21 protein-coding genes are annotated in these 20,087 nt (G+C 50.7%); 10 read left to right on the top strand and 11 right to left on the bottom strand.

Features of this window, described 5'->3' with window-relative positions:
• Window positions 1–163: 163 nt before the first annotated feature.
• Window positions 164–1,459, top strand: a complete 1,296-nt coding sequence (locus ACO9K6_RS16715; protein WP_424768684.1) for a putative bifunctional diguanylate cyclase/phosphodiesterase — start codon at window positions 164–166, stop codon at window positions 1,457–1,459.
• Between the two features lie 145 nt (window positions 1,460–1,604).
• On the opposite strand, the gene ACO9K6_RS16720 is transcribed toward ACO9K6_RS16715, so the two are convergent.
• The 3 genes from ACO9K6_RS16720 to ACO9K6_RS16730 all read right to left on the bottom strand — a co-directional run bounded on the left by ACO9K6_RS16720 (window position 1,605) and on the right by ACO9K6_RS16730 (window position 3,677).
• Complete coding sequence (locus tag ACO9K6_RS16720) at window positions 1,605–1,823, bottom strand: hypothetical protein (RefSeq protein ID WP_424768685.1); 219 nt, start codon at window positions 1,821–1,823, stop codon at window positions 1,605–1,607.
• A gap of 160 nt (window positions 1,824–1,983) precedes the next feature.
• Window positions 1,984–2,679, bottom strand: coding sequence for a TraX family protein (locus ACO9K6_RS16725; protein WP_424768686.1), 696 nt, complete (start codon window positions 2,677–2,679; stop codon window positions 1,984–1,986).
• Between the two features lie 101 nt (window positions 2,680–2,780).
• Window positions 2,781–3,677 carry a manganese catalase family protein gene (locus ACO9K6_RS16730; RefSeq protein WP_424768687.1) on the bottom strand — a complete coding sequence of 299 codons (897 nt, stop codon included), beginning with the start codon at window positions 3,675–3,677 and terminating at the stop codon, window positions 2,781–2,783.
• Between the two features lie 193 nt (window positions 3,678–3,870).
• Between ACO9K6_RS16730 and ACO9K6_RS16735 the strand changes: the two genes are divergently transcribed.
• Window positions 3,871–4,347, top strand: a complete 477-nt coding sequence (locus ACO9K6_RS16735; RefSeq protein ID WP_424768688.1) for a hypothetical protein — start codon at window positions 3,871–3,873, stop codon at window positions 4,345–4,347.
• A gap of 170 nt (window positions 4,348–4,517) precedes the next feature.
• Here the strand turns inward: ACO9K6_RS16735 and ACO9K6_RS16740 are convergent, their stop codons facing one another.
• A complete protein-coding gene (locus ACO9K6_RS16740) occupies window positions 4,518–5,153 on the bottom strand; it encodes an NUDIX hydrolase (RefSeq protein WP_424768689.1) in 636 nt (211 codons plus the stop codon).
• Window positions 5,146–5,604 carry a large-conductance mechanosensitive channel protein MscL gene (gene mscL / locus ACO9K6_RS16745; protein WP_424768690.1) on the bottom strand — a complete coding sequence of 153 codons (459 nt, stop codon included), beginning with the start codon at window positions 5,602–5,604 and terminating at the stop codon, window positions 5,146–5,148. The genes ACO9K6_RS16740 and mscL overlap by 8 nt, the downstream gene beginning before the upstream one ends.
• 203 nt (window positions 5,605–5,807) lie before the next feature.
• On the opposite strand from mscL, the gene ACO9K6_RS16750 reads away from it, so the two are divergent.
• From ACO9K6_RS16750 to ACO9K6_RS16765, 4 genes are all read left to right on the top strand, one after another.
• Window positions 5,808–7,580, top strand: a complete 1,773-nt coding sequence (locus tag ACO9K6_RS16750; RefSeq protein WP_424768691.1) for an ATP-binding protein — start codon at window positions 5,808–5,810, stop codon at window positions 7,578–7,580.
• Between the two features lie 73 nt (window positions 7,581–7,653).
• Entirely contained in the window at window positions 7,654–8,421 is a 768-nt protein-coding gene (locus ACO9K6_RS16755) for a sporulation protein (RefSeq protein ID WP_424768692.1), read from the top strand.
• Window positions 8,422–8,600: 179 nt separating this feature from the next.
• Entirely contained in the window at window positions 8,601–9,728 is a 1,128-nt protein-coding gene (locus tag ACO9K6_RS16760) for a DNA alkylation repair protein (protein ID WP_424768693.1), read from the top strand.
• Complete coding sequence (locus ACO9K6_RS16765) at window positions 9,725–10,795, top strand: FUSC family protein (RefSeq protein ID WP_424768694.1); 1,071 nt, start codon at window positions 9,725–9,727, stop codon at window positions 10,793–10,795. Before ACO9K6_RS16760 ends, ACO9K6_RS16765 begins: the two co-directional genes overlap by 4 nt.
• A gap of 213 nt (window positions 10,796–11,008) precedes the next feature.
• Here the strand turns inward: ACO9K6_RS16765 and ACO9K6_RS16770 are convergent, their stop codons facing one another.
• The 5 genes from ACO9K6_RS16770 to ACO9K6_RS16790 form a co-directional block, all read right to left on the bottom strand.
• On the bottom strand, window positions 11,009–11,305 hold the full coding sequence (locus ACO9K6_RS16770; protein WP_424768695.1) for a transposase: 297 nt from the start codon (window positions 11,303–11,305) through the stop codon (window positions 11,009–11,011).
• A gap of 23 nt (window positions 11,306–11,328) precedes the next feature.
• A complete protein-coding gene (locus ACO9K6_RS16775; protein ID WP_424768696.1) occupies window positions 11,329–11,472 on the bottom strand; it encodes a hypothetical protein in 144 nt (47 codons plus the stop codon).
• A 241-nt stretch (window positions 11,473–11,713) separates the two neighbouring features.
• A complete protein-coding gene (locus tag ACO9K6_RS16780) occupies window positions 11,714–12,322 on the bottom strand; it encodes a TVP38/TMEM64 family protein (RefSeq protein WP_424768697.1) in 609 nt (202 codons plus the stop codon).
• A gap of 15 nt (window positions 12,323–12,337) precedes the next feature.
• Entirely contained in the window at window positions 12,338–13,531 is a 1,194-nt protein-coding gene (locus tag ACO9K6_RS16785) for an MFS transporter (RefSeq protein WP_424768698.1), read from the bottom strand.
• Window positions 13,524–14,714 carry an MGDG synthase family glycosyltransferase gene (locus ACO9K6_RS16790; RefSeq protein ID WP_424768699.1) on the bottom strand — a complete coding sequence of 397 codons (1,191 nt, stop codon included), beginning with the start codon at window positions 14,712–14,714 and terminating at the stop codon, window positions 13,524–13,526. Before ACO9K6_RS16790 ends, ACO9K6_RS16785 begins: the two co-directional genes overlap by 8 nt.
• Before the next feature lie 134 nt (window positions 14,715–14,848).
• On the opposite strand from ACO9K6_RS16790, the gene ACO9K6_RS16795 reads away from it, so the two are divergent.
• On the top strand, window positions 14,849–15,826 hold the full coding sequence (locus ACO9K6_RS16795; RefSeq protein WP_424768700.1) for an aldo/keto reductase: 978 nt from the start codon (window positions 14,849–14,851) through the stop codon (window positions 15,824–15,826).
• Window positions 15,827–15,931: 105 nt separating this feature from the next.
• Here the strand turns inward: ACO9K6_RS16795 and ilvA are convergent, their stop codons facing one another.
• Window positions 15,932–17,206 (bottom strand): threonine ammonia-lyase IlvA, encoded by a 1,275-nt coding sequence (ilvA, locus tag ACO9K6_RS16800; RefSeq protein ID WP_424768701.1) that lies wholly within the window; start codon window positions 17,204–17,206, stop codon window positions 15,932–15,934.
• Between the two features lie 120 nt (window positions 17,207–17,326).
• Here ilvA and ACO9K6_RS16805 point away from each other — a divergent pair, with 120 nt between their 5' ends.
• From ACO9K6_RS16805 to ACO9K6_RS16815, 3 genes are all read left to right on the top strand, one after another.
• Window positions 17,327–17,899 carry a hypothetical protein gene (locus ACO9K6_RS16805; protein ID WP_424768702.1) on the top strand — a complete coding sequence of 191 codons (573 nt, stop codon included), beginning with the start codon at window positions 17,327–17,329 and terminating at the stop codon, window positions 17,897–17,899.
• Window positions 17,900–18,182: 283 nt separating this feature from the next.
• Window positions 18,183–18,983 (top strand): hypothetical protein, encoded by an 801-nt coding sequence (locus ACO9K6_RS16810; RefSeq protein WP_424768703.1) that lies wholly within the window; start codon window positions 18,183–18,185, stop codon window positions 18,981–18,983.
• A 194-nt stretch (window positions 18,984–19,177) separates the two neighbouring features.
• Window positions 19,178–20,029 carry a helix-turn-helix domain-containing protein gene (locus tag ACO9K6_RS16815; protein WP_424768704.1) on the top strand — a complete coding sequence of 284 codons (852 nt, stop codon included), beginning with the start codon at window positions 19,178–19,180 and terminating at the stop codon, window positions 20,027–20,029.
• The last annotated feature ends 58 nt before the right edge of the window (window positions 20,030–20,087 follow it).

Consider the following 20,087-nt stretch of genomic DNA (forward strand, 5'->3'; position numbering starts at 1 on the left):
GTGCTCTTCCCTGTTTTCGCTTACATGCTCTATATCATCCGTATAACTTCCGCTCCTGTTAAAATATCTAACATTAACCTAAATGAATCTTGCTAATTTACCTAATACTTGTATGGCAAAATAATAGTATGTAAATATCCGATTGGGACGGTGAATAAGTGAAATGGATGTTTTAACCGGTCTTCCCAGCCGCAAGGAGGCTTTTGCACAGCTGGAGGCGGCTGTTCATGCTGTGCGTGCGGCAGGGAAGCGGATGGTCGTAGCGTTGGTGGATTTGGATCGTTTTTACCGAGTAAATGAAACGAGAGGGATGGAGTTCGGAAATCATGTTCTTCGTATGATGAGTCATCGTCTGTCAGAGGCTAGGATAGGATCGTCAACCGTCAGCCGAGTGGGCGGAAACACATTTCTGGTGGCTGTGCCGGTGGAGCAGGAAGAGGATGATCGGGCTATCCATGCGGTGGAGTTCATTAAAAATGCCGTTGAACGTCCCATTGATGTGCACGGCACAGAGCTGTACCTTACTTCCAGTATTGGCGCAGCCTTATATCCGCAGGATGGACGGACAAGTGAACTGCTCATATGCCGTGCGGAATCCGCTTTGCATCAGTCGAAGGAGAAGGGCGGCAATCGTGCTCAGTTCTATAATACGGAGGATACGCTGCAGCTTAATCGCCGCATCGATGTAGAGGCTGCGCTTAGACCCGCCTTATATTTAAGACAGTTCCATCTTAGCTATCAGCCTATTTACCGAATGGAAGACGGCAGGCTTAGAGGCTTTGAAGCGTTAATTCGCTGGAACCATCCGGAGCTGGGCAAGGTTACGCCTAATGAGTTTATCCCGATTGCCGAGTATAATGGGCTTATTGTTCCGATCGGTGAATGGGTGCTTCGGGAAGCGTGCAAAACACTCGCAGATATGAGAAAATACGGCTTGGACGGTTTGCTTATGTCGATAAATGTATCACCGCTGCAGCTGCAGGATCCCGCTTTTCCACGAACCGTGCAAAACATACTTCACGAGTATGGACTGGATTCGTCGTTTCTTGAGGTGGAAATAACGGAAAATATTATGATTCATTCCTCGGATGCGACGATAGCTACGCTTAGCCGGCTTCGTGCCGAAGGCGTGCGTGTTGTTCTGGATGACTTTGGCACGGGCTACTCCTCCTTGACGAATTTGATGCAATTGCCGATTCAATGCTTGAAAATCGATAAATCCTTTATTAACCAGATTGATCTGCAGAGTGCGGAACGGGTTATCGTGGAAGGCATTATCAAGCTTGTTCACAAGCTTGGGCTTGAGGTTATTGCGGAAGGCGTGGAATACGAGAAGCAATATGAGCTGCTGCGTGAATGGGGCTGCAACTACGTACAAGGTTTTCTTCTTGGCAAACCGATGGCGCCGGATGACCTTGATCTATCTACTATACAGCGTTCCGATTATAGCAAGGGGTAATATGAGCAGTTCCGAGGGCCGTCACAGCGGCCTCCGGGGCTGTTTTTTGTGTGTGCGCATGTTAGGGAATATAGCCGCAAAAAAAGCAAAAAACCCGATGGCTCGCTTCACAGCGTTTGCCATCAGGTCTCTTTGGTCCGGCGCATTAGCTTACTTCCAGATAAAGCTTGGTGCCGTCGTTATATTGAAAAATAGCTACGTCACGGACCATTTCAACGGATTTAATTTTTCTCCATTTTTTGCGGAAATCAAAGTCCAGCTCCAACTCGTGCAATTTATGATTAAGCAGTTCTAAAGATGCTGATTGTTCGTTTGGGTAGTAGACAGGGACAGAACGACTCTTGAAGGTAACGATTTTCATCATTTCATCTGACACCTCCGATCGATTTACCCCATTCTAACGCAAACCTTTTAGCCTCTTATGAAACTGCCGTAAGGATTTTGTTTACTTTGCTTGCACTTTCCTAACAAAAAGCAGTTTAAGGGCAGGCGAGTCTGATGTCATTGTCATTCTCTTATGATTGTCATGGTTGGAGGAGTAGAAGCTCTCTAAAGCTCTGGTTGCTGGTTAGGGCATAAATGAAAGCAAGAATAGCAAGATGAAGCGGATAAAAGCTTCGCCAAACGATGCGGGGCACTCGGACTCGGTCAGCGCTGCGCATAAAGTCCGGCATGTAAATAATGAGAAGGGTAGCGAACAAGCTGAAGAATTGAATCCACCAGCCCTTTACTAATAGACTAACCATATTTAGCGAAAAGTGAAACAGGGTCATCCATTGCATCGCAGCATAGCGATAAATGAGGACGAGAATCACGACGTAGGCGCCATAGCTGAACGGCAGTGCCTCCAGCAGCACGATAAAGGCCCCGGCAGTTAAGTAGGTCGCGACGGGCTTATCCTGCCAACGATCTAACAGAAGGAGCATCAGCAGACACATAAATAAGGAGCCGACCGTATTCACCTCAAGCTGGTAGAAGGCGAATTGATAGGGAAGCTGCGATAGGACAGCAATCCACGCAATTCGCTTCAAATAACGATGAATATCGCGGGTACGAAAGTATCCAAGCACGATCGCGTAAGCGTAGAAAGGCAATGCCAGCCGTCCAATGATTCTCCATGCAAGCTCATCAGGGAACCATATAAGCCCAATATGATCAATCAGCATCGTAAGCATAGCTAGAAATTGTATGGCAATCACCTTCATTCTCAGCGGTTGCATCCAGTATACCACATGGGGTGGCCGAAAGTATGAAGAGGACCTCCGTGCCGCTTCGCGCGAATTAGGAGGTCCTCATCTTATAAATTTGTTCGCAGCAGCTTCTAAAGGCCTGCATTCTTCTGCAGCCGCCGCGCAATTTCCATGAAATCCTCCTGCGAGATCCCCGGGGCGAATTCCTCGGGCACCCCGCTCAAATCAGGCATCGGCGCGCCCTGTGGAGCCCCTTGAATGACCTCAAGCTCTGCGCCAGTAAGCGGATTCTGACCGTTCCAGATAAGGACAATATCCTTGTAGTCGTTCGGGCTGAAAGTATACAGCTTGTTGCCAAGCCCCATCGCTTCATATTTGCGTGCAGCTTCAAAGCTGTTATTGCTGAGATTTGGTATAGGCAGCATCTTCGTAACATCTACGCCTGTCGCAATTTCCAGCGCCTTCGCATAGGCGAGTATATGCACGCCGCCTCTTACCAGCAAATAACCGATCATTGCGCGCGCTGTCGGATGGTCAGTCATTTCGTAGACGCGCATCTTATGCGTCCGGGCCCCGCATTCCAGGAAAAAGTTATGCAGCAGATCGAGCACGAGATTGCCGCTGCTGAACACGTTGTCGCCCGTCCACGCCCGGCCCATGGAATCGCCGGGCAGCGAGGTTTGCGCGGTCGCAATAAAAAAATAACTGTTGCGCTTATCCTTGCTCTCCTTCAGCGGCGCCGAGTTGGGATCACCAGGACTAGTGGTGCCTGTAAGCACCATATTAATCGCCGTGGATACGAGCTCGACATGGCCAAATTCCTCCGCCGTAATGCTCGACACCAGATCATAGAACGGCTTGAGCTTTTTCCGCTCGCGAAAGTTAAAAGACTGGAACATATAATTGTTTAACGTCGACATCTCGCCATATTTTCCGCCAAGCAGCTCTTGAACAGCCGCGGCAGCGTTCGCATCCGCATAAGGGGATGGAGGAAGCTCAATCTGTAACCGGTTTAATCGTTCAAACATGAGTCTGCACACCTCCTAACGACAATTGGATATCGTTTATAAGTATGATGGCGAACGCTGTCCTAGACCGCCAATGTTTAACAGGGCCACGGAAAAAGAGCTTCAATTTCAGCGATAGACAGGCAGCAAGCGTCCATACCAATCTCTCAAATTCTCATAGAATAGAGTATGTTCGATGAGAGGGGGGAGAAAAATGTCTTCCAAACTTAAAGTGGAAATTCGCAATGTGAAATCGAATGTCAAAGCGACAAGCCGCACTCGTATATCGAGCTGCAATTGCAACGACAACAACAAAAGCGGGAGTCGCATGAATCAAACTAGCGGCAACCGCACAAGCGGTAATCGCACAAATGGTAACCGCACTAGCGGCAATCTTAACGATCAAAAAAGCAACGGATGCAAACAGGATCGAGCCGTAGCAGGCGTGCAGGATGCGGGGAAAGAACTGAGTGAATTTTTTAGGAAGCTAAAAAATGAAGAAGTTGCGGAAAAGCTTGTCAGAGCAATCCGTAACCGAGATGCAAAAACCATTAATCATCTGCTGGAGTGCGACTGCCGTGTTGTAAGCTTCTTCCGTTTGCAGGATAAGGATTGTGTCCGGGTATTCTGTGCATTTGGCCGCTTCAATGATGTTACTGTTACCTTCGATATTTGCATAAGACGTTTCTAATATTCTAGCAAACACGACTGCAGCTGAAACTAAATGAATTCAAATAGAATCGTCCTGTAGCTTAAGGACGATTCTATTTGTCGTTTAAGGCTTCAATGTGAAGTGCAGCACTTGGGAGAGAGGCTGGGGGCTTCGCGGTTCAGTCTTTAAGCCTAGGTGCAAGACGGGTGTCACGTGCATCCGTGTAAAGCCCGAAGCACGCTTGCATAATAAGAAGGCTCACGAGGCACGAACTGATTGGCATTTACATTGCGCTTTACAGGAATCAGCAAGCCGCTCGCAGCGTCAAGCTCCACACCCTGAACCGCTGCCTCCTGACGGGAGCCTTCGAACATGGCAATCATCTCCTCCAGATCCGCTTCGTACAAACCGGCTACTTCATCGGGCTGCAGCCGCAGCTCCGCTAGCGGCACCTCACAGACGAGGCCAAATACGTCGCTAACCTCCCGGTCAATAAATGCAGCTCCGCGCACAACGCCGCTTGCTTCCTCGCGAATTTGTCCGAGTGGAATGAGCTGCTCGAACTCGGCTGATACGCCAAGCTCCTCCTCGAGCTCGCGTATTGCTTCACGTATCGTCTCGCCTGCGGTCAAATGACCGGCAGCTGTAATGTCATAGCAGCCCGGATTCGTATCCTTGCCTGCCTGGCGAAGCTGGAAACGGACAAAGCGGCGATTGGCTTCGCGCCTTGTCAGCCAGCAATGAAAGGTGCGATGCCAATACCCGTTCGCATGCGTCTGCGCGCGTGTGGCCGTTCCGAGCGGACGAAGCTGCTCGTCGTAAATATCGAACAGTTCATCAGCCATGCGATGCGGCCTCCAGCTGGGAAGTGCAGTGCTTGCAGCGAGTTGCTTTGATCGGCACGTTGGACAAGCAGTATGGGCACTCCTTCTCGGTTGGCGCCGCCGGCTCTTCCTCTTTCTTATCCTTGCGGCGAAGCGCATTAATTCCTTTGACGAGCAGGAATATACAGAAAGCAACAATTAGAAAGTCCAGCAAAACATTAATGAATTGTCCGTAGGCGATGGCGGCGGCTTCTGCTTTTTGCGCATCATTCATACCTGTCGTATCAACCAGATAAAGCTTCAAATGCTTGAAGTTTACGCCTCCCAAAATTCTCCCGATCGGAGGCATAATCACATCATTAACGAGAGAAGTGACAATTTTGCCAAAAGCACCGCCAATAATAACGCCGACCGCGAGGTCGATCACATTGCCCTTCATGGCAAACTCTTTAAATTCCTTTATAATTTTCATCAATTTGTCTCCTTCGAAATGCTCTGGTATTGTCCTATTGCATCGAACCTATCCTATTATAATAACTCAATAGGATTAGAAGAGAAACGCCCTCGTAATTTCTGACAAAAATCCACAAATTTTTATGAAACAAGAAAGGATTTTCCGTCAAATTGTCGAATTTCAGTATTTGCAAGTAAATTTATGGATATATAAGGAGTGTCATGAATCACTCTATAATTGAAGGTAACCCCTACTATTTATTGATGTCGCTGATCGTGATATGCTATGCCTCTTATTCGATGCTGAAAATGATCGAGCAGAAGCCAAAGGAACGAGCGATTAGGGTAAACTGGCTGTTAAGCGGCGCTTCCGTATTTGGATTAAGCCTGTGGATGATGCATGTCGTATCGCTGCTTGCATCAGATCGCAGAATGAATATGAATTGGAATATGTTTTTTGTATTAATTTTGTGCTGCGCCATAACCTACACTGCTCTGCTTGTGCTTAAGAAGGAGGGGCTGTCCAGAAGCCGATACATACTTAGCGCCATCTTAATGGCGATAGGCGCTGCCTTCCTCCAATATTTGTCGATGATGTCCGATACGGTGACGAAGCTGGAGATGAACTGGTGGTTGTTTGCGCTTTCTATTTTTGTCAGCTTCATTGGCGCATTTCTGGCTTTTTATTGGTTAGAGGAGCGGCCAAGCAAGTACAAAGTAAGAAGCAGTCTGGCGCTTGGCTTGTCGAACATGCTGATGTACCAAATTAGTATACATGCCTTGAAGTTCGAGTACAGTGATTTTCTATCTACGGAAAAATTCAACGGCTACTTACTGCTATTAGCCTTTCTGCTTGGGGTGGCTACGTTAATCATTCTCAGCTTTATTCTTACGACATGGTTTGCAACCAATAAATACAGCCAAATCGATGAACGATACAAGCTGCTCGTCGAAAATTCAATGGATACCATTGCGCTAATCAGTTCGGGGAAGTGGGAATTTATGAATCGGGCAGGATTGCATCTGTTCGAAGCGGAGAATGAGAAGGAAATGATTGGCTCAAGCCTCTATGCGCTGCTGGATGAGAAATATCATAACGAGATGATGGAGTGGCTGGCGGCGGGACAAGCCGAGGAGCAGCCTTTGATCAAGCCGATCGAGCTGCAATGGAGGTCGATGAAGGGCACGCTGCTGCATACGGAGATGGTAAGAGCGAGCTCAACTTTCTCTGGCAAGCAAGTTGAACAGGTCATTATCCGTAATATTTCCGAGCGCAAAAAAAATGAAGAACTGCTTATTAATTCAGAGAAGCTGTATGTGGCAGGTCAATTAGCAGCCGGAATTGCGCATGAAATACGCAATCCGCTCACCTCACTCAAAGGGTTCCTGCAGCTCATTGCAACAGGCAGGGGCAACAGCAGCCATTTCTATGACATTATGAAATCGGAGCTTATCCGTATTGAATCGATTGTCAGTGAGCTGCTAATGCTCTCGAAGCCTCAAATTTATGATTTTGCGTACCAGGACGCTCGTCAGATTATGGCGGAAACAGTCACTCTGCTGGAAACGCAAGCGATTCTGCATGACGTTACGATTGAATTTCGTGCGAAGCAACGGCCGCTCTGGGTGATAGGTGTTGAGAACCAATTGAAGCAGGTATTTATTAATGTGCTCAAAAATGCGATCGAAGCGATGGCAAGCGGCGGCGTTGTCACCATTGATATGTTCCTCGGGGAAGAGGGGTGGATTGTGATACGCATTCAAGATGAGGGCCCTGGCATATCGAAGGAGCAGCTATCCAGTCTAGGTCAGCCGTTCTATACGACGAAGGATAAGGGGACAGGCCTCGGACTGATGGTGACCTACAAGATCGTTGATAATCATCAAGGACAAATAACAGCTGAAAGCAAGATGGGAGAGGGTACGACGTTCATTATTCGCTTGCCTTACAAGGAGCGTCCCTCGTTAGTCGATTCGGCAAAGGAGAATGACTGAAACCTAAATTTGAAGACATCGTAATATGCTATTGCAGTAAGGACATTTTTGCAATCGAGTGGAGGTCGTTTTGATGTTTAATCGTTTTTTGGCCAGTATTGGAATTGGCTCTGCTAAAATTGATACGCTGCTCGAGAAGCCTCGGTATGCTCCCGGTGAATTGGTGCAGGGAGTGGTGAAAATACAAGGCGGCAGTGTGGAGCAGCGTATTGAAACGATCCAGCTGTCGGTGATGACAGAATATATGCGCGAAAGCAATGATACTAAAATGACGCAGCACGGGCAGGTCGGCCGATTCCATGTGAGTGCGCCTTTCGTGCTGCAGTCGGGTGAATATCGCGAGGTGCCGTTCTCGTTCCAGCTGCCCCATCAGACGCCGCTAACGATCGGACGCGCGCCTGTGTGGGTGAAGACGGAGCTGGATGTTCGCGGCGGCGTGGATCCCAGCGATAATGACCGTATCGAGGTTGTGCCGTCGGCGGCGATGAACACGGTACTTGAGGCCATCCAATTGCTGGGTTTCCGCCTGCGCAAGGCGGAATGCGAATACTCTTCGCGCCTTGGGCGAGGGATGCCATTCATTCAAGAGCTGGAGTTCGTGCCGACGACACAGTTCCGCGGACAGCTTGATGAGCTTGAGCTGATGTTCTACCCGTCGGATCGCGAGCTTGAGCTTGTGCTTCAGATCGATCGCCGCGCTCGCGGGCTATCCAGCTTTTTCGCGGAGGCAATGGACATGGATGAATCCTTTGTCCGCGTTCGCTTCTCGAACGAGCAGCTGGCTAAAGGACCAACCCCGCTTGCGCATGAGCTGGCTGATATTATTGCGAGGTATGCATAAGAGAAAAGCTTTGGCGGACATATCGGCGATGCGGCATTAAAAGGGCGGTGCAGGGATGAAACCTGCACCGCTATTTTTTTGTGTGAAGGGCGGAGCATGACGGGGACTATCGCCTTTGTTAGGGTCTGCCGTGCAAGAAGCAAGATTTTCGGTATAATAAGCAGAAGGAGGGGATGACATTGGCGGAACCGCTTAAGGCAATATTTGATGGGGACTTTATTGAACAATTTGCGGCTTTGGTGAAGACGGCGTGGAGCCCTTTTGACGAGACGGCATTTGCAAGACATGTGAGGGAAGGCGAATGGGCGCAGCTGGAGCTGAAGGCCCGTACGAGAAGAATAACGGAAGCGCTTGGCGCAGCTTTGCCGGCTTCGTACGAAGAGGCGCTGACGATTTTATATCGGATAGATGAGAAATGTACAGGACTGCCGTATTTGTTTTTCCCGGATTTTGTAGAGGTATACGGGCTGGAGCGGGACAATTGGGATCGCTCATTAGCAGCATTGGAGCGATTTACGGCGCGTTCGACGTCGGAGTTTGCGATCAGGCCGTTTATATTGGCTGACCCCGAACGTTTAGTCGCTCAGATGCTCGCCTGGGCCGACCATCCGAATGAGCATGTGCGCCGGCTGGCGAGCGAGGGCATTAGGCCGCGGCTCCCATGGGCGCAGGCGCTGCCGGTCTTTAAGCGTGACCCGGCGCCAATCATTCCGATATTGGATAAGCTCAAGCAGGACCCTTCACTCTATGTACGCAAGAGTGTGGCTAATAATTTGAATGATATCGCGAAAGATCATCCCGGTCTTGTGACTGAGCTTGCTGCAGCCTGGCTCGGCAAGGACGAACGAACGGATTGGATCGTGCGTCATGGCTGCCGTACGCTCATTAAGCGGGCTGATCCTCGCGTGATGGCTTTGTTCGGCTATACAGCCCATGAGGAGCAGGACAGTGAAGCTATGCCGCTTGCAGTGGAAGCTGCCCTCGAAATATCGCCTGCCGTTGTATCGGTCGGAGGAGAGACCGCTCTGCATTATTATGTAAGGGTGCGCGAGGGGGAGAAGGTGAAGCTTCGCATCGAGTATGGCATTGATTTCGTGAAATCCGGCGGCAAGACGTCGTTGAAGCGATTTTTGCTTTCTGATCGTGAATATGCCGGCGGCGCTGTCTTTGAAGGAGAACGCATACATCGCTTCGCAGATTTAACGACACGCAAGCATTATAGCGGCGTTCATCGCATATCACTCTGGGTTAATGGCAGAGAGCTCGTTTCTGCGGAGCTGTTGGTGACGGAGGCGACGCGCATATGACCATTGGCGCACGGGTTCTAAAGACAGGGATGGCCGTCGCGCTGGCAATTTACATGAGCAGTGTGTTCGGCTTTGCATCGCCGCTGATTGCGGCGGTCGCGGCTATTTTCACGATTCAGCCGTCAATTTATCGATCGTGGCAGCGGGTGACGGATCAGGTACAGACCAATTTGCTGGGCGCGCTCCTCGCGATTGCAGCGGTTCAGCTGTTCGGACACACGCCGATTGCGGTCGGGCTTGTCTGTATCGTGGTCATACTGATCAGTATTCGATTGAAGATGGAGAGCACGATTAGCTTGACGCTCGTGACCGTCGTAGCGATCATGGAAGCGCAAGGACAAGGGTGGGATGTAGCGCTGGAGCGGCTGCTGATGGTCCTGACCGGAATTGGCGCATCCTTCTTCGTCAATGTGCTTGTCTTTCCTCCGCGGCCGCGCCGTCAATTTCAAGCGCAGGTTCGGCAAGCCTACAGCGAGCTCTCGCTGCTGCTTCGGACAGCGGTGTCCAATGAGATGAAGGAGCAGGTCTTCAATGAAGAGAAGGAGAAGCTGCACGGGACGCTCCGCAAGCTGGAGGAGAGCCATTCTGTATTTGAAGAGGAGCGCAAGGTGCTGGCGAAGACGAAGATCAGCCATGCCAGGCAGGTTCTCTTATCCAAGCAAATGATCAAGGCGCTGCAAAAAGGGGCTGATCTGCTTGATGTGGTGGAGGAGCATTATTTTGCAGCCCCGAGCGCTGGTGAATGGGCAGTGCGCTTCGACCGGCGAATCGAAGACTTGACGAAGTACCATGAGCATATATTGCTGAAGGCTGAGGACAAAATGAAGCCTAATGCCGTTCTTGAACCGGAGGAAGAGCGCGAAGATCTGCTGGTGAAGGAGCTGACCGCTGCGATCATAGAGGATCCGGGCGAGCATAAACGGCTTGTCTTTGTCGCCTCGGGCATTTTCGAGTATGCGTATCATTTGCGCCGATTGGAGAAGTTGCTCGATCAAGTGCAGCAGCGGGAGGATCACGGGAAGCGGGAGCCTGAGGACGAAGAGATGAAGAAAGAGTCGCAGACGTAATGGGAAAGAGAGGACAGACGTCATCGGAAAGCGCTGCAGACGTAATTGGATAGGTCAGGTTAAATAAACAGCAGGCTGGAGACGCGAATTGAAGCGCTCTGGCCTGCTGTTGGCTCGTTGCTGACAGTAGTGCAAGATGCTGTCTGCGGATATGTCTTTTGAAGCAAGTAGATAGCGGGTTACAGTCTTTGCGCGATTGCGAATAAGAAAGGTCTAGTCACCTTTCTTTTTGTTGCTGTCCTTATGACGCCGAGGGTGCTGCATATGCGCTTCCGGATCATCGTCATCATCGTGCGGGACAAGCCGGGGATCGGTGCGTCCCTGATGATGATTCTCGAAGTCGAGCTCGACCAGCTTCCATTCTGTAGTGCCAAGCATCGGATCAGCTGGGAAAATATCGCCGCGCGCAAGCTGTTCGTCGCGGCCCCACTGGTTTCGGTAGACACCCTCGACCTCAACGGACTCACCCGAGATCGGATTCATTTCATGGTGGTTATTCGGATTGCTCATCGTCTCATCCAACCTCCCTATGCTTATAGTCCATGCTTCGGCACAGCGGCACGGTCGGCTTCGGACTGCATCTCGCTGGCCTCTTGTTTGCCAGCTTGGTGGCGATCAGCGCGAGATTGCGCTTTGCTTGCCGCTTTCTGCTGATCGGACGGCTGTTTATCGGACATGTCTTTACCCTCCTGAGGTGTTCATCATTAGCTTTGTCTTCGTCAGAAGCTCCTCAACAGTTTGCCTCAAAAGGAAGAAATGTATGAGTCGGGTATGATCATTAGGAAAAAACCAAGTGTGTCGGGAATGAGCATTAGGAAGAAGCCAAGCGTATTCCTGCGACACCGAACGCCAAAAAGGGCAGCGCACCCTGCGCCGCCCTGCATATTGAATAGTTTGCGTCTCGCGCATGCGCTGCCCTCAGCCGTTTACCTGATAACGCGACTCCAGCTGCTTGCCGCCGAACCACATGACGAGCACGGCGGTCACCGTAACGAATATACGCCATGGCTCATGGACGAGATTGCCGATATCGAAGCTAATGAGTGAAATGCTGAAGATCATCACAGCCTTGCCCATAAGCATGGCTACCAGAAATGTATGGAACGGCACCTTGCTAAGGCCAGATACGATAGTAATGAGCACCGATGGCGTGAACGGGAAACAAGCGAGCAGGAATAGCGGCGTGAAGCCTCTGCGTTCCACCCAATTGAAGAACCGCCCTGACTTCGGAAATCGTCTCTGCAGCCGGACTTTTACGTTGCGGCCGAGCTTGCGGCTGATCCAGAAGACGGTAATCGCACCCGCGGTAACGCCGAACCAGGAGAAGAGAAACCCGAATCCAAGTCCATATATGTTAGCATTTGCCGCAATGATGAGAATTAATGGCAGGAAGGGAAGGAAGGATTCGATAAAAGGCAGCAGGATGCCGGGAAGCGGTCCCCACTGCGAGTAGCTCTGCAACGTCCATTGGATCGATTCGAGATCCATATGCTTAATATACTCCAGCCAATTGCGCCAATCGTCCATATGTCTAACTCCGTTCTATTTGTTTGCAGTTACTTCTTTCACCTCAAGGGTTTGTGAAGGAAGCCATAAATAAAAGACGCCGATGAGCCCGAATAATAAGGCGCTTATCCAGAAGACCGAGGTCTCTCCGTTCCATGCGGCGATAAAGCCTCCAGCAACAGGACCAATCATGACGCCGATCCCTTCAAAGGTGGACAAAATACCCCAGCCCAGTCCTTCTTGCTTCGGCGGCACATAGGCAGCGAGCAGCGCATTCCAAGCGGGCAAGATCGTCGCATAGGATAGTCCAAGCGCTATCGCAATAAGTAAACAATACCAGAATGTGAGGCTCCATGCCAGCAGGTACAGCGCTAGCGCAAAAACAGTAAAACCAACGACGAGGAACCATTTTTTTCCGCCCAGCTTGTCAGAAAGTCTGCCCATTGGAATAAGTCCGGCAGCGGCGCAAGCTCCGCCAACAGTTAGCAGGATCGAGTACTGCGTGCCTGAGAGACCGAGCTCCCGATTTGCAAAGCTTGGCAGAATCGGAAGAAGCATGCTTGCGCCCATCGTCTGCAAAATCATGCCTGGCAGCAGCAGCTTCATTTGGCCTAGACGCTCCCGAAGAATGGAAAGCTGCTTGCGCATTGGCGTTCGCTCTGTCGGGACCGCTTTGTTCTTGCTCATGAAAAACGTCAGCAGGCAGGCAAGCATCGAGAGACTGACAAGCAGTAGGTAGGTAAACGATACGCTGAAATCGAGCAAAATATTACAAACAATTGGTCCGCTGCCCAGTCCGACCATCCAAATCGTATGGAGGAAGCCCATCTGCGTCGCGCGCTGCTCCTCGGATACCTTCGTCAGGCAGACGATCCATATCGGAGACATGCCAATACCATATAAAGCGGCCGCTCCGATAAACATCCACGGAAGCTCTGCGAACTGCAGGAGATAAACCCCTGCAAGAGACAGGATCAAGCCGGTTTGAACAACGATTTTGAAGGAAAAGCGGTCCAGCAAATAGCCGATGGCTATTTTTAGCAGCGTATCCGTGATGTAGTGTGCAGATATGGCAGCGCCGATGACATCATGGGACAAGCCTAATGTTTTGCTGCCATAAATCGGAAGCAAGCTAACAAGAACGGCTCCTCGAACAAATTCTACGATGAACAAAATAACACAAATGAGTCGCATCTCCGCTCCTAACCAGAGCTTCTGATCTTTACGCACGGGCAGGCTCCTTCTCAGGTGATAGATTCGTTGTGCTCTCCATTATGCATAATTTGGATAAAATATCCAAAACAATGCTGTCCGCCGCCGTTTGCTCCGTTTGAAGCTTGCTGACTGACAATCTGCTAGTTATTAGAAGGAAGGGGTCGTCAATCAGTTTCAAAATTTGCTCTGTCAGCTCATAAGGATCGTGAGCGATGAAGGCGGCTCCTTTTGAGGCGAGATAAAGGGCATTTCGCTTTTCTTGACCAGGCACCGGACGATAGGTAAATATAGGGAGCCCAGCAGCAATAGCTTCGGATAGCGTGACGCCGCCCGGCTTCGTAATCAGGCAGTCAGAGAGTGACATAAGTTCATGAATCTGCTCGACAAAGCCGTAGACATGGAGTCGATGAAAGCTTGTATGTGTGCAAAATTGAGCTTCGATCGCTTCCTTCAATTGCAGGTTATGCCCGCATACCAGCGCGAGCTGAAGCTGCGAATGGTTTAGCAATTGGCAACATATTTGCGCAACGTCAGGCATGACCCCCTGCGCTCCGGCCATAAGCAGGACGACAGGAATATCCGGCTGAAGCTGATAATATTTATATAGCTCGGCGGATGCTGCTGTGGTGTGGAAGCCTTTTTTTAACGGTATGCCGCTTACTTGAATGGCGCTGCCAGGAATGCCAAGCTGCGAGAGCTCGCGCCCCAAATCCTCAGTGGCGACATAATAGCGTTCAATGCCGGGATGAACCCAGCGGCGATGCAGGTCGAAGTCAGTGATGACGGCATAGGAGGGCGGATGACAGCTTTTGTGCATTGTAAGCTCAGGAAGTGCAAAGCTTGGAAAGGTATGAACGACAGCATCGGGCTGCTCAGCAGCGACAATACGTTTTATTTTGCTTCGTCCAAAGGAATGCAGCAAGCTGCCAAAGAGCGAATCATGCCTCATTGGCCGGGTGAAATCATACATCCAGCCGTAGAGTGCGGGCATGTGCGTATAGCTGCTTAAGTAAAAAAGTTTCGTTGCTTTGTTCAGCCAAGGGTGCGATTCCGCCATCAGATCGACCATAACGGTTCGCTGATTTCCGTGCGCCTCCAGCGCATTTCGAATGGCACGGGCGACCTGCAGGTGACCCTCGCCGTAGGATGCGTACACAATTAACACTTTAGGCTGATGATTGTTTTCGAAGCTGATCATGAACACACCTCCTGTCGATAGTGTAGCGGAGCTATGTAAAGCGAGCGTGAACGCAGCTTGGTTACTTTGTGTAAATTTTGTATAATATATGAGTAATTCATCCAAATTTTATAATTGAAGGAGAGAGGCAAAGTATGCAATTCACGAAATTAGGAAAATCGGGGCTTTATGTAAGCCGTCTATGCCTGGGGACGATGAATTTTGGCGTAGATTCGGATGAGAAGGAATCATTTCGTATACTGGATGCAGCATTGGATGCAGGCATTAATTTTATTGATACCGCAAATATTTATGGCTGGGGCGAAAACGCAGGGCGTACCGAGGAAATTATCGGCAAGTGGTTCCAGCAGGGCGGCGGCCGCCGCGAGCGTACGGTGCTTGCTACCAAAGTGTATGGCGACATGCATGATGCGCATGATGGTCCGAACCGGGAGGCGGGCCTGTCCGCATACAAAATTCGCCGCCATCTGGAGGGTTCATTAAAGCGCCTTCAAACCGATCATATCGAGCTGTACCAAATGCACCATGTGGATCGCAGCGTGAATTGGAGCGAGCTGTGGGGCGCATTCGAGATCGCAGCAGCGCAAGGCAAGATTGGCTACATAGGCTCGAGCAACTTTGCTGGCTGGGATATCGCGGTCGCGCAAGGGGAAGCGAAGGCGAGAGGCTCGCTTGGGCTGGTATCCGAGCAGCACAAATATAACCTGCTCTGCCGTTTGCCTGAACTGGAAGTATTGCCGGCCTCGCAGGCGCTAGGCTTGGGCGTCATTCCGTGGAGCCCGCTTGACGGAGGGTTGCTGGCTGGCAACCACCGCCGCAAGGATGGCGGTCGCCGCAGCGGTGATTCGAAGCGGCTGGAGCAGCACCGTGAGCAGCTTGATGCTTACGCGGCATTTTGCGATGAGCTTGGCGAGCCGGAGGATCTCGTATCGCTCGCTTGGCTGCTCGCTAATCCGGCTGTAACCTCGCCAATCATTGGTGTACGTACGCTTGATCAATTCCAGCGCTCGCTGCGCGCTGTGGAAATAACATTGGATGAGTCAGCGCTGAAGCGCATCGACGAAATATTTCCTGGTCCTGGCGGCGACGCGCCTAGCGCATACGCCTGGTAATGCAAATCGCCCAGCCTCCTTTGCGGGAGGCTGGGCGATTCGTGTTGCGGCTGTGCGATCAATCGATCATGCGCGGCGGACAGCTATGCTTATTAGGCAAGCGGATCAGATGAGCAGATTAAAGAGGACAGGGTCCTTATTGAGCTCAAGGAACTGAAAGCCCTTCTTCGTCATGCGCTCGACGAGCGGCTCGTAGTCGGAGCGGTGCTTCAGCTCGATGCCGACAAGGGCAGGTCCATTATCCTTGTTGGACTTTTTGGTGTACTCGAACCTTGTGATGTCGTCATTGGGACCTAGCACCTGATCGAGGAACTCGCGAAGGGCGCCTGCGCGCTGAGGGAAGCTCACCATGAAATAATGCTTATAGCCCTCATAAATGAGCGAGCGCTCTTTGATTTCCTGCATTCTGTCGACATCGTTATTGCCGCCGCTTACGACACAGACGACCGTCTTTCCTTCGATCTGATCCCGGTAAGCGTCTAAAGCAGCGATAGCGAGCGCGCCCGCGGGCTCGGCTACGATTGCATTCTCATTATAAAGATCCAGCATCGTCGTACATACCTTGCCTTCGGGGACTGTGATGACATCGTCAAGCAGCTCCTGGCAAAGGACGAATGTTAAATCTCCAACCCGTTTGACGGCTGCGCCGTCCACGAACTTATCAATCATATCGAGAGGGGTCACTTCTCCTGCATCCAGCGATGCGCGGAGCGAGGGCGCACCCTCCGGCTCAACACCGATGACCTTCGTTTGGGGGGAGACGATTTTCACGTAGGACGCAACACCGGCAGCAAGGCCGCCTCCGCCAACCGTCACAAATACGAAATCAGGAACAGAATCGGCGGCCTCCATTAATTCCTGTCCGACCGTCCCGTTGCCGGCAATGATTTTCGGGTCATCGAAGGGATGAACGAAGGCCATTCCGCTGCGCTTGCTTTCAGAAACGGCCTCGGCATAAGCGTCATCGAACGTGTCGCCGGTCAGGATGACCTCAACGTTTGCTCCGCCGAAGAAGGATACCTGCGATACCTTCTGACGGGGGGTCGTGCTTGGCATATATATTTTTCCAGGAATACCGAGTGTCTGGCAGGAGTAGGCTACGCCTTGGGCATGATTGCCAGCGCTTGCGCAAACAACGCCCTTCGCCAGTGTTTCCGGTGCTAGGGAGCGCATCAGGTGGTAGGCTCCGCGTATTTTGAACGAGCGGACGATTTGCAAGTCCTCCCGCTTTAACAGAACATTGCAATTGTATCGTTCGGACAGCACGCGGTTATGCTGGAGCGGCGTGCGCGTAATGACATCTTTTAAATGCATTTGCGCTTGTACAATTTCTTCGAGTCCGATGCGACTCAGCTGCAGCTGCTCATTGTTCAGATTCATAGGGAGACATCCTCTCTGCTTCCATTGTTCAGTGGATTCATAATTTGATCTATTATATCATTATCCAAGCAGATTGACGCAGCGGTTTATGGTTTACTTATGGAGAAGGAGGGATGAGACTTGCGAAAAGCAATCAGAAGATTTTGCATTACTATATTCATACTAATCCTGCTGCTGGGCGGCGCTGTCTGGTGGCTGCTTTCTTACATTGCGCCTGACGAGGAGCTTGATATGACCTATGCCTCAATTAATGTGCGTGAGAAGGCAATGGATATGATTCAAAGCATGAGGCCGGAGCTTGTCCTGACCGAAGCCGACATTAATAATCTGATCAAAATGCATTTAGCAGCAGAGGGACAGTCCGACATTCAGCTCGCACAGGATGTTAATCTGGACGGAGCCAGCTTCGAACTGGAGGAGAACCGGCTGATTGCGCGTATGAACGCAACCTACATGAACCAAATTCCAGCTCAGCTGAACGCGGTATACGCATTGGAATGGCAGGATACGAGCATCGCCTTAAGGCCACAGTCGTTATCAGTGAAGGATATCGGTCTGCCGCTGAGCTTGCTTGAGCCTATTATCATTCCGCTCGATCTGCCAGCGCGAGATATGGTCACAGTAAGCGATGTCGAATTTCAAAAGGATCAAATCGTCGTGCGGTTTAAGGTTAGCTTAGAGCTGCCATTTTAAATACAAATAATAAGAGAGGGCTGCTTATGAGGTGCAACGCATCTTGAAGCAGCTTTTTTTGCAAACCATTGACATGAGTCATGAGAATAGTTATCATATATATGAAAGTGATAATCATTATCATTATAAAATAAAGGGCGAGGCATTCACTGCCCGGCTCTTTAGGGCAGGAGGCTATTGCGCGAGTAAGCCAAGCGAAGCATTTATTGACACAGCAGCAAGCGCAGACATTACATAAGTAAAGCTGACGAAGGCATTATTTTACATAGAAGGAGAGATTGACATGCAGACTGAAACAAGCAAGCCCTGGAATTGGCTGCTCTTTCCCTTCTCCTCGGTGAAGGCTGGTCCGGACTGCTTGTATGCGGCTTCGGTCGGTCATGGCGTATATAGAATTGATGCGAAGGATGGTTGGGAGAAGCTGGATGCCGGCATGCCGGAGCTGACACATGTGAACCGGCTGCAGCTGCAGCATGAATTGCTCCATGCGTGCACGAGCAGCGGACTGTACGAATGGAACGGAACTGCATGGGAGAGCGACGAGCTGATCATGCCATGTTATCAATTCCGCAAAATTGGGGGCACAAGCTACGCGGCTACCGAGCATGGTCTTTGGTCAAAAGCAGGCTTTAATTGGGAGAAGGTCGCCTGCCCGGATAAACGGGTATACGATTTCATTAATCTGCCTCAATATTTGATCGTCGCACATGAGAGCGGCGTGTCATTATATGACCGTTTTATGGATGATTGGGCGCACTTCGAGCTGGAGACAGCTGTCACGAGTCTTGCGGTATTTCGCGGGCATTTGGTTGGAACGAGCGACAAAGGCGAGCTGTTGATTGGCGATAAAAAGGGGAGGTTTAACCGCATTCGATTCGGTAAGCCGTTTCTATTCTCCGTGCTGGCGAAAGGCAAGGATATCTATGCATGTACGGATCGCGGGCTGTTCCAGCTCGCCTATTTCGACGATCGGATCACGCTGCTGTCTGTGAAGCTTGGCTGTCCTGTGACGGATGTCGACATGCAGGGCGGCAGCCTGCATATGGCCACCTTATTTCAAGGGATCCAGACGATAAGCGTTTAACTGGAAGCAGAGCGGCAGAAAAAATAGTTCACACGATCAAAAATAAATGAAAATAGACCTCGGTCGGCATCCGTTAACGGGTGCGGCTGGGGTTTTGTTTTGTTGTAGACAAATGAAATGTTTTTCAAGTAACATGGGCAGTAGTTGTTTTTTGCATATTTGCACATGGGCTGAGACTTGGAGGAGAGGTCAGATTGCAAGAGGAGTTATTACTAACGTTCCGTTCACCGCCGCTTCCGTTTTTTATTGAATCGAATCGTATAACCTACCGCCCTGGGGAGGAGCATCCGAACCGGACGAACCTGGGCGTCTTTGATATGCTTTTTGTAAATAAAGGCTCGCTGCATATTGCGGAGGAAAACCACAGATGGACGCTTGGGCCTGGCGATGTGCTCATATTGCGGCCGGACAGCTGGCATTATTCGACTCGTCCTTGCGATTTTGAGACGGTGTTCGATTGGGTTCATTTCCAGACGGTGAGCGCCTGGGAAGAGACGGCCGGCAACCAATCCGGATCGCTTCGCGGCGATTATTATACCTATGCCATCCGTTTGCCGAAAAAAATGACCCTAACCTATCCGGATGAGGCCAAGCTTATTTTCTCGCAGCTGCATGAAGCGGCCAAAAGCTCGTCCCACGGAGCATTCTGGGATCGGCAGCAGCGGTTTTTGCATTTGCTGCAAATGCTGGATGAGGGCTGGCGTTCGGACGCTGCGAAGGCGGCCGTCTCGGTAGCGGAGCGGGCGGCGGCGTATTTAAAGCTTAATTACCGCAACCCCATCAGCAACACGATGCTGAGTGATGTGCTTCAGCTCCATACGAACTATATCACGCGATGCATGACCGAGGTATTCGATTGTACGCCGCAGCAATATTTGCTGTATTACCGGCTGGATCAAGCGAAGCTGCTGCTTATCAAGACCGACTGGACGATCGCGCGCGTCGCGGAAGAGACAGGCTTTCGGCAAACGCCGCATTTCTCGCGTCTGTTCGCAGCGCATACGGGGATGCCGCCGCTGAAATTCCGGAAGCGATTTACGATGTAGGGAGGCACGGGAAGACGCTGCATTTATACATACCGCAATTTTTTGCTTGTTAGTGTAC

Source organism: Paenibacillus praedii, assembly GCF_049725345.1.
GTDB lineage: Bacteria > Bacillota > Bacilli > Paenibacillales > Paenibacillaceae > Pristimantibacillus.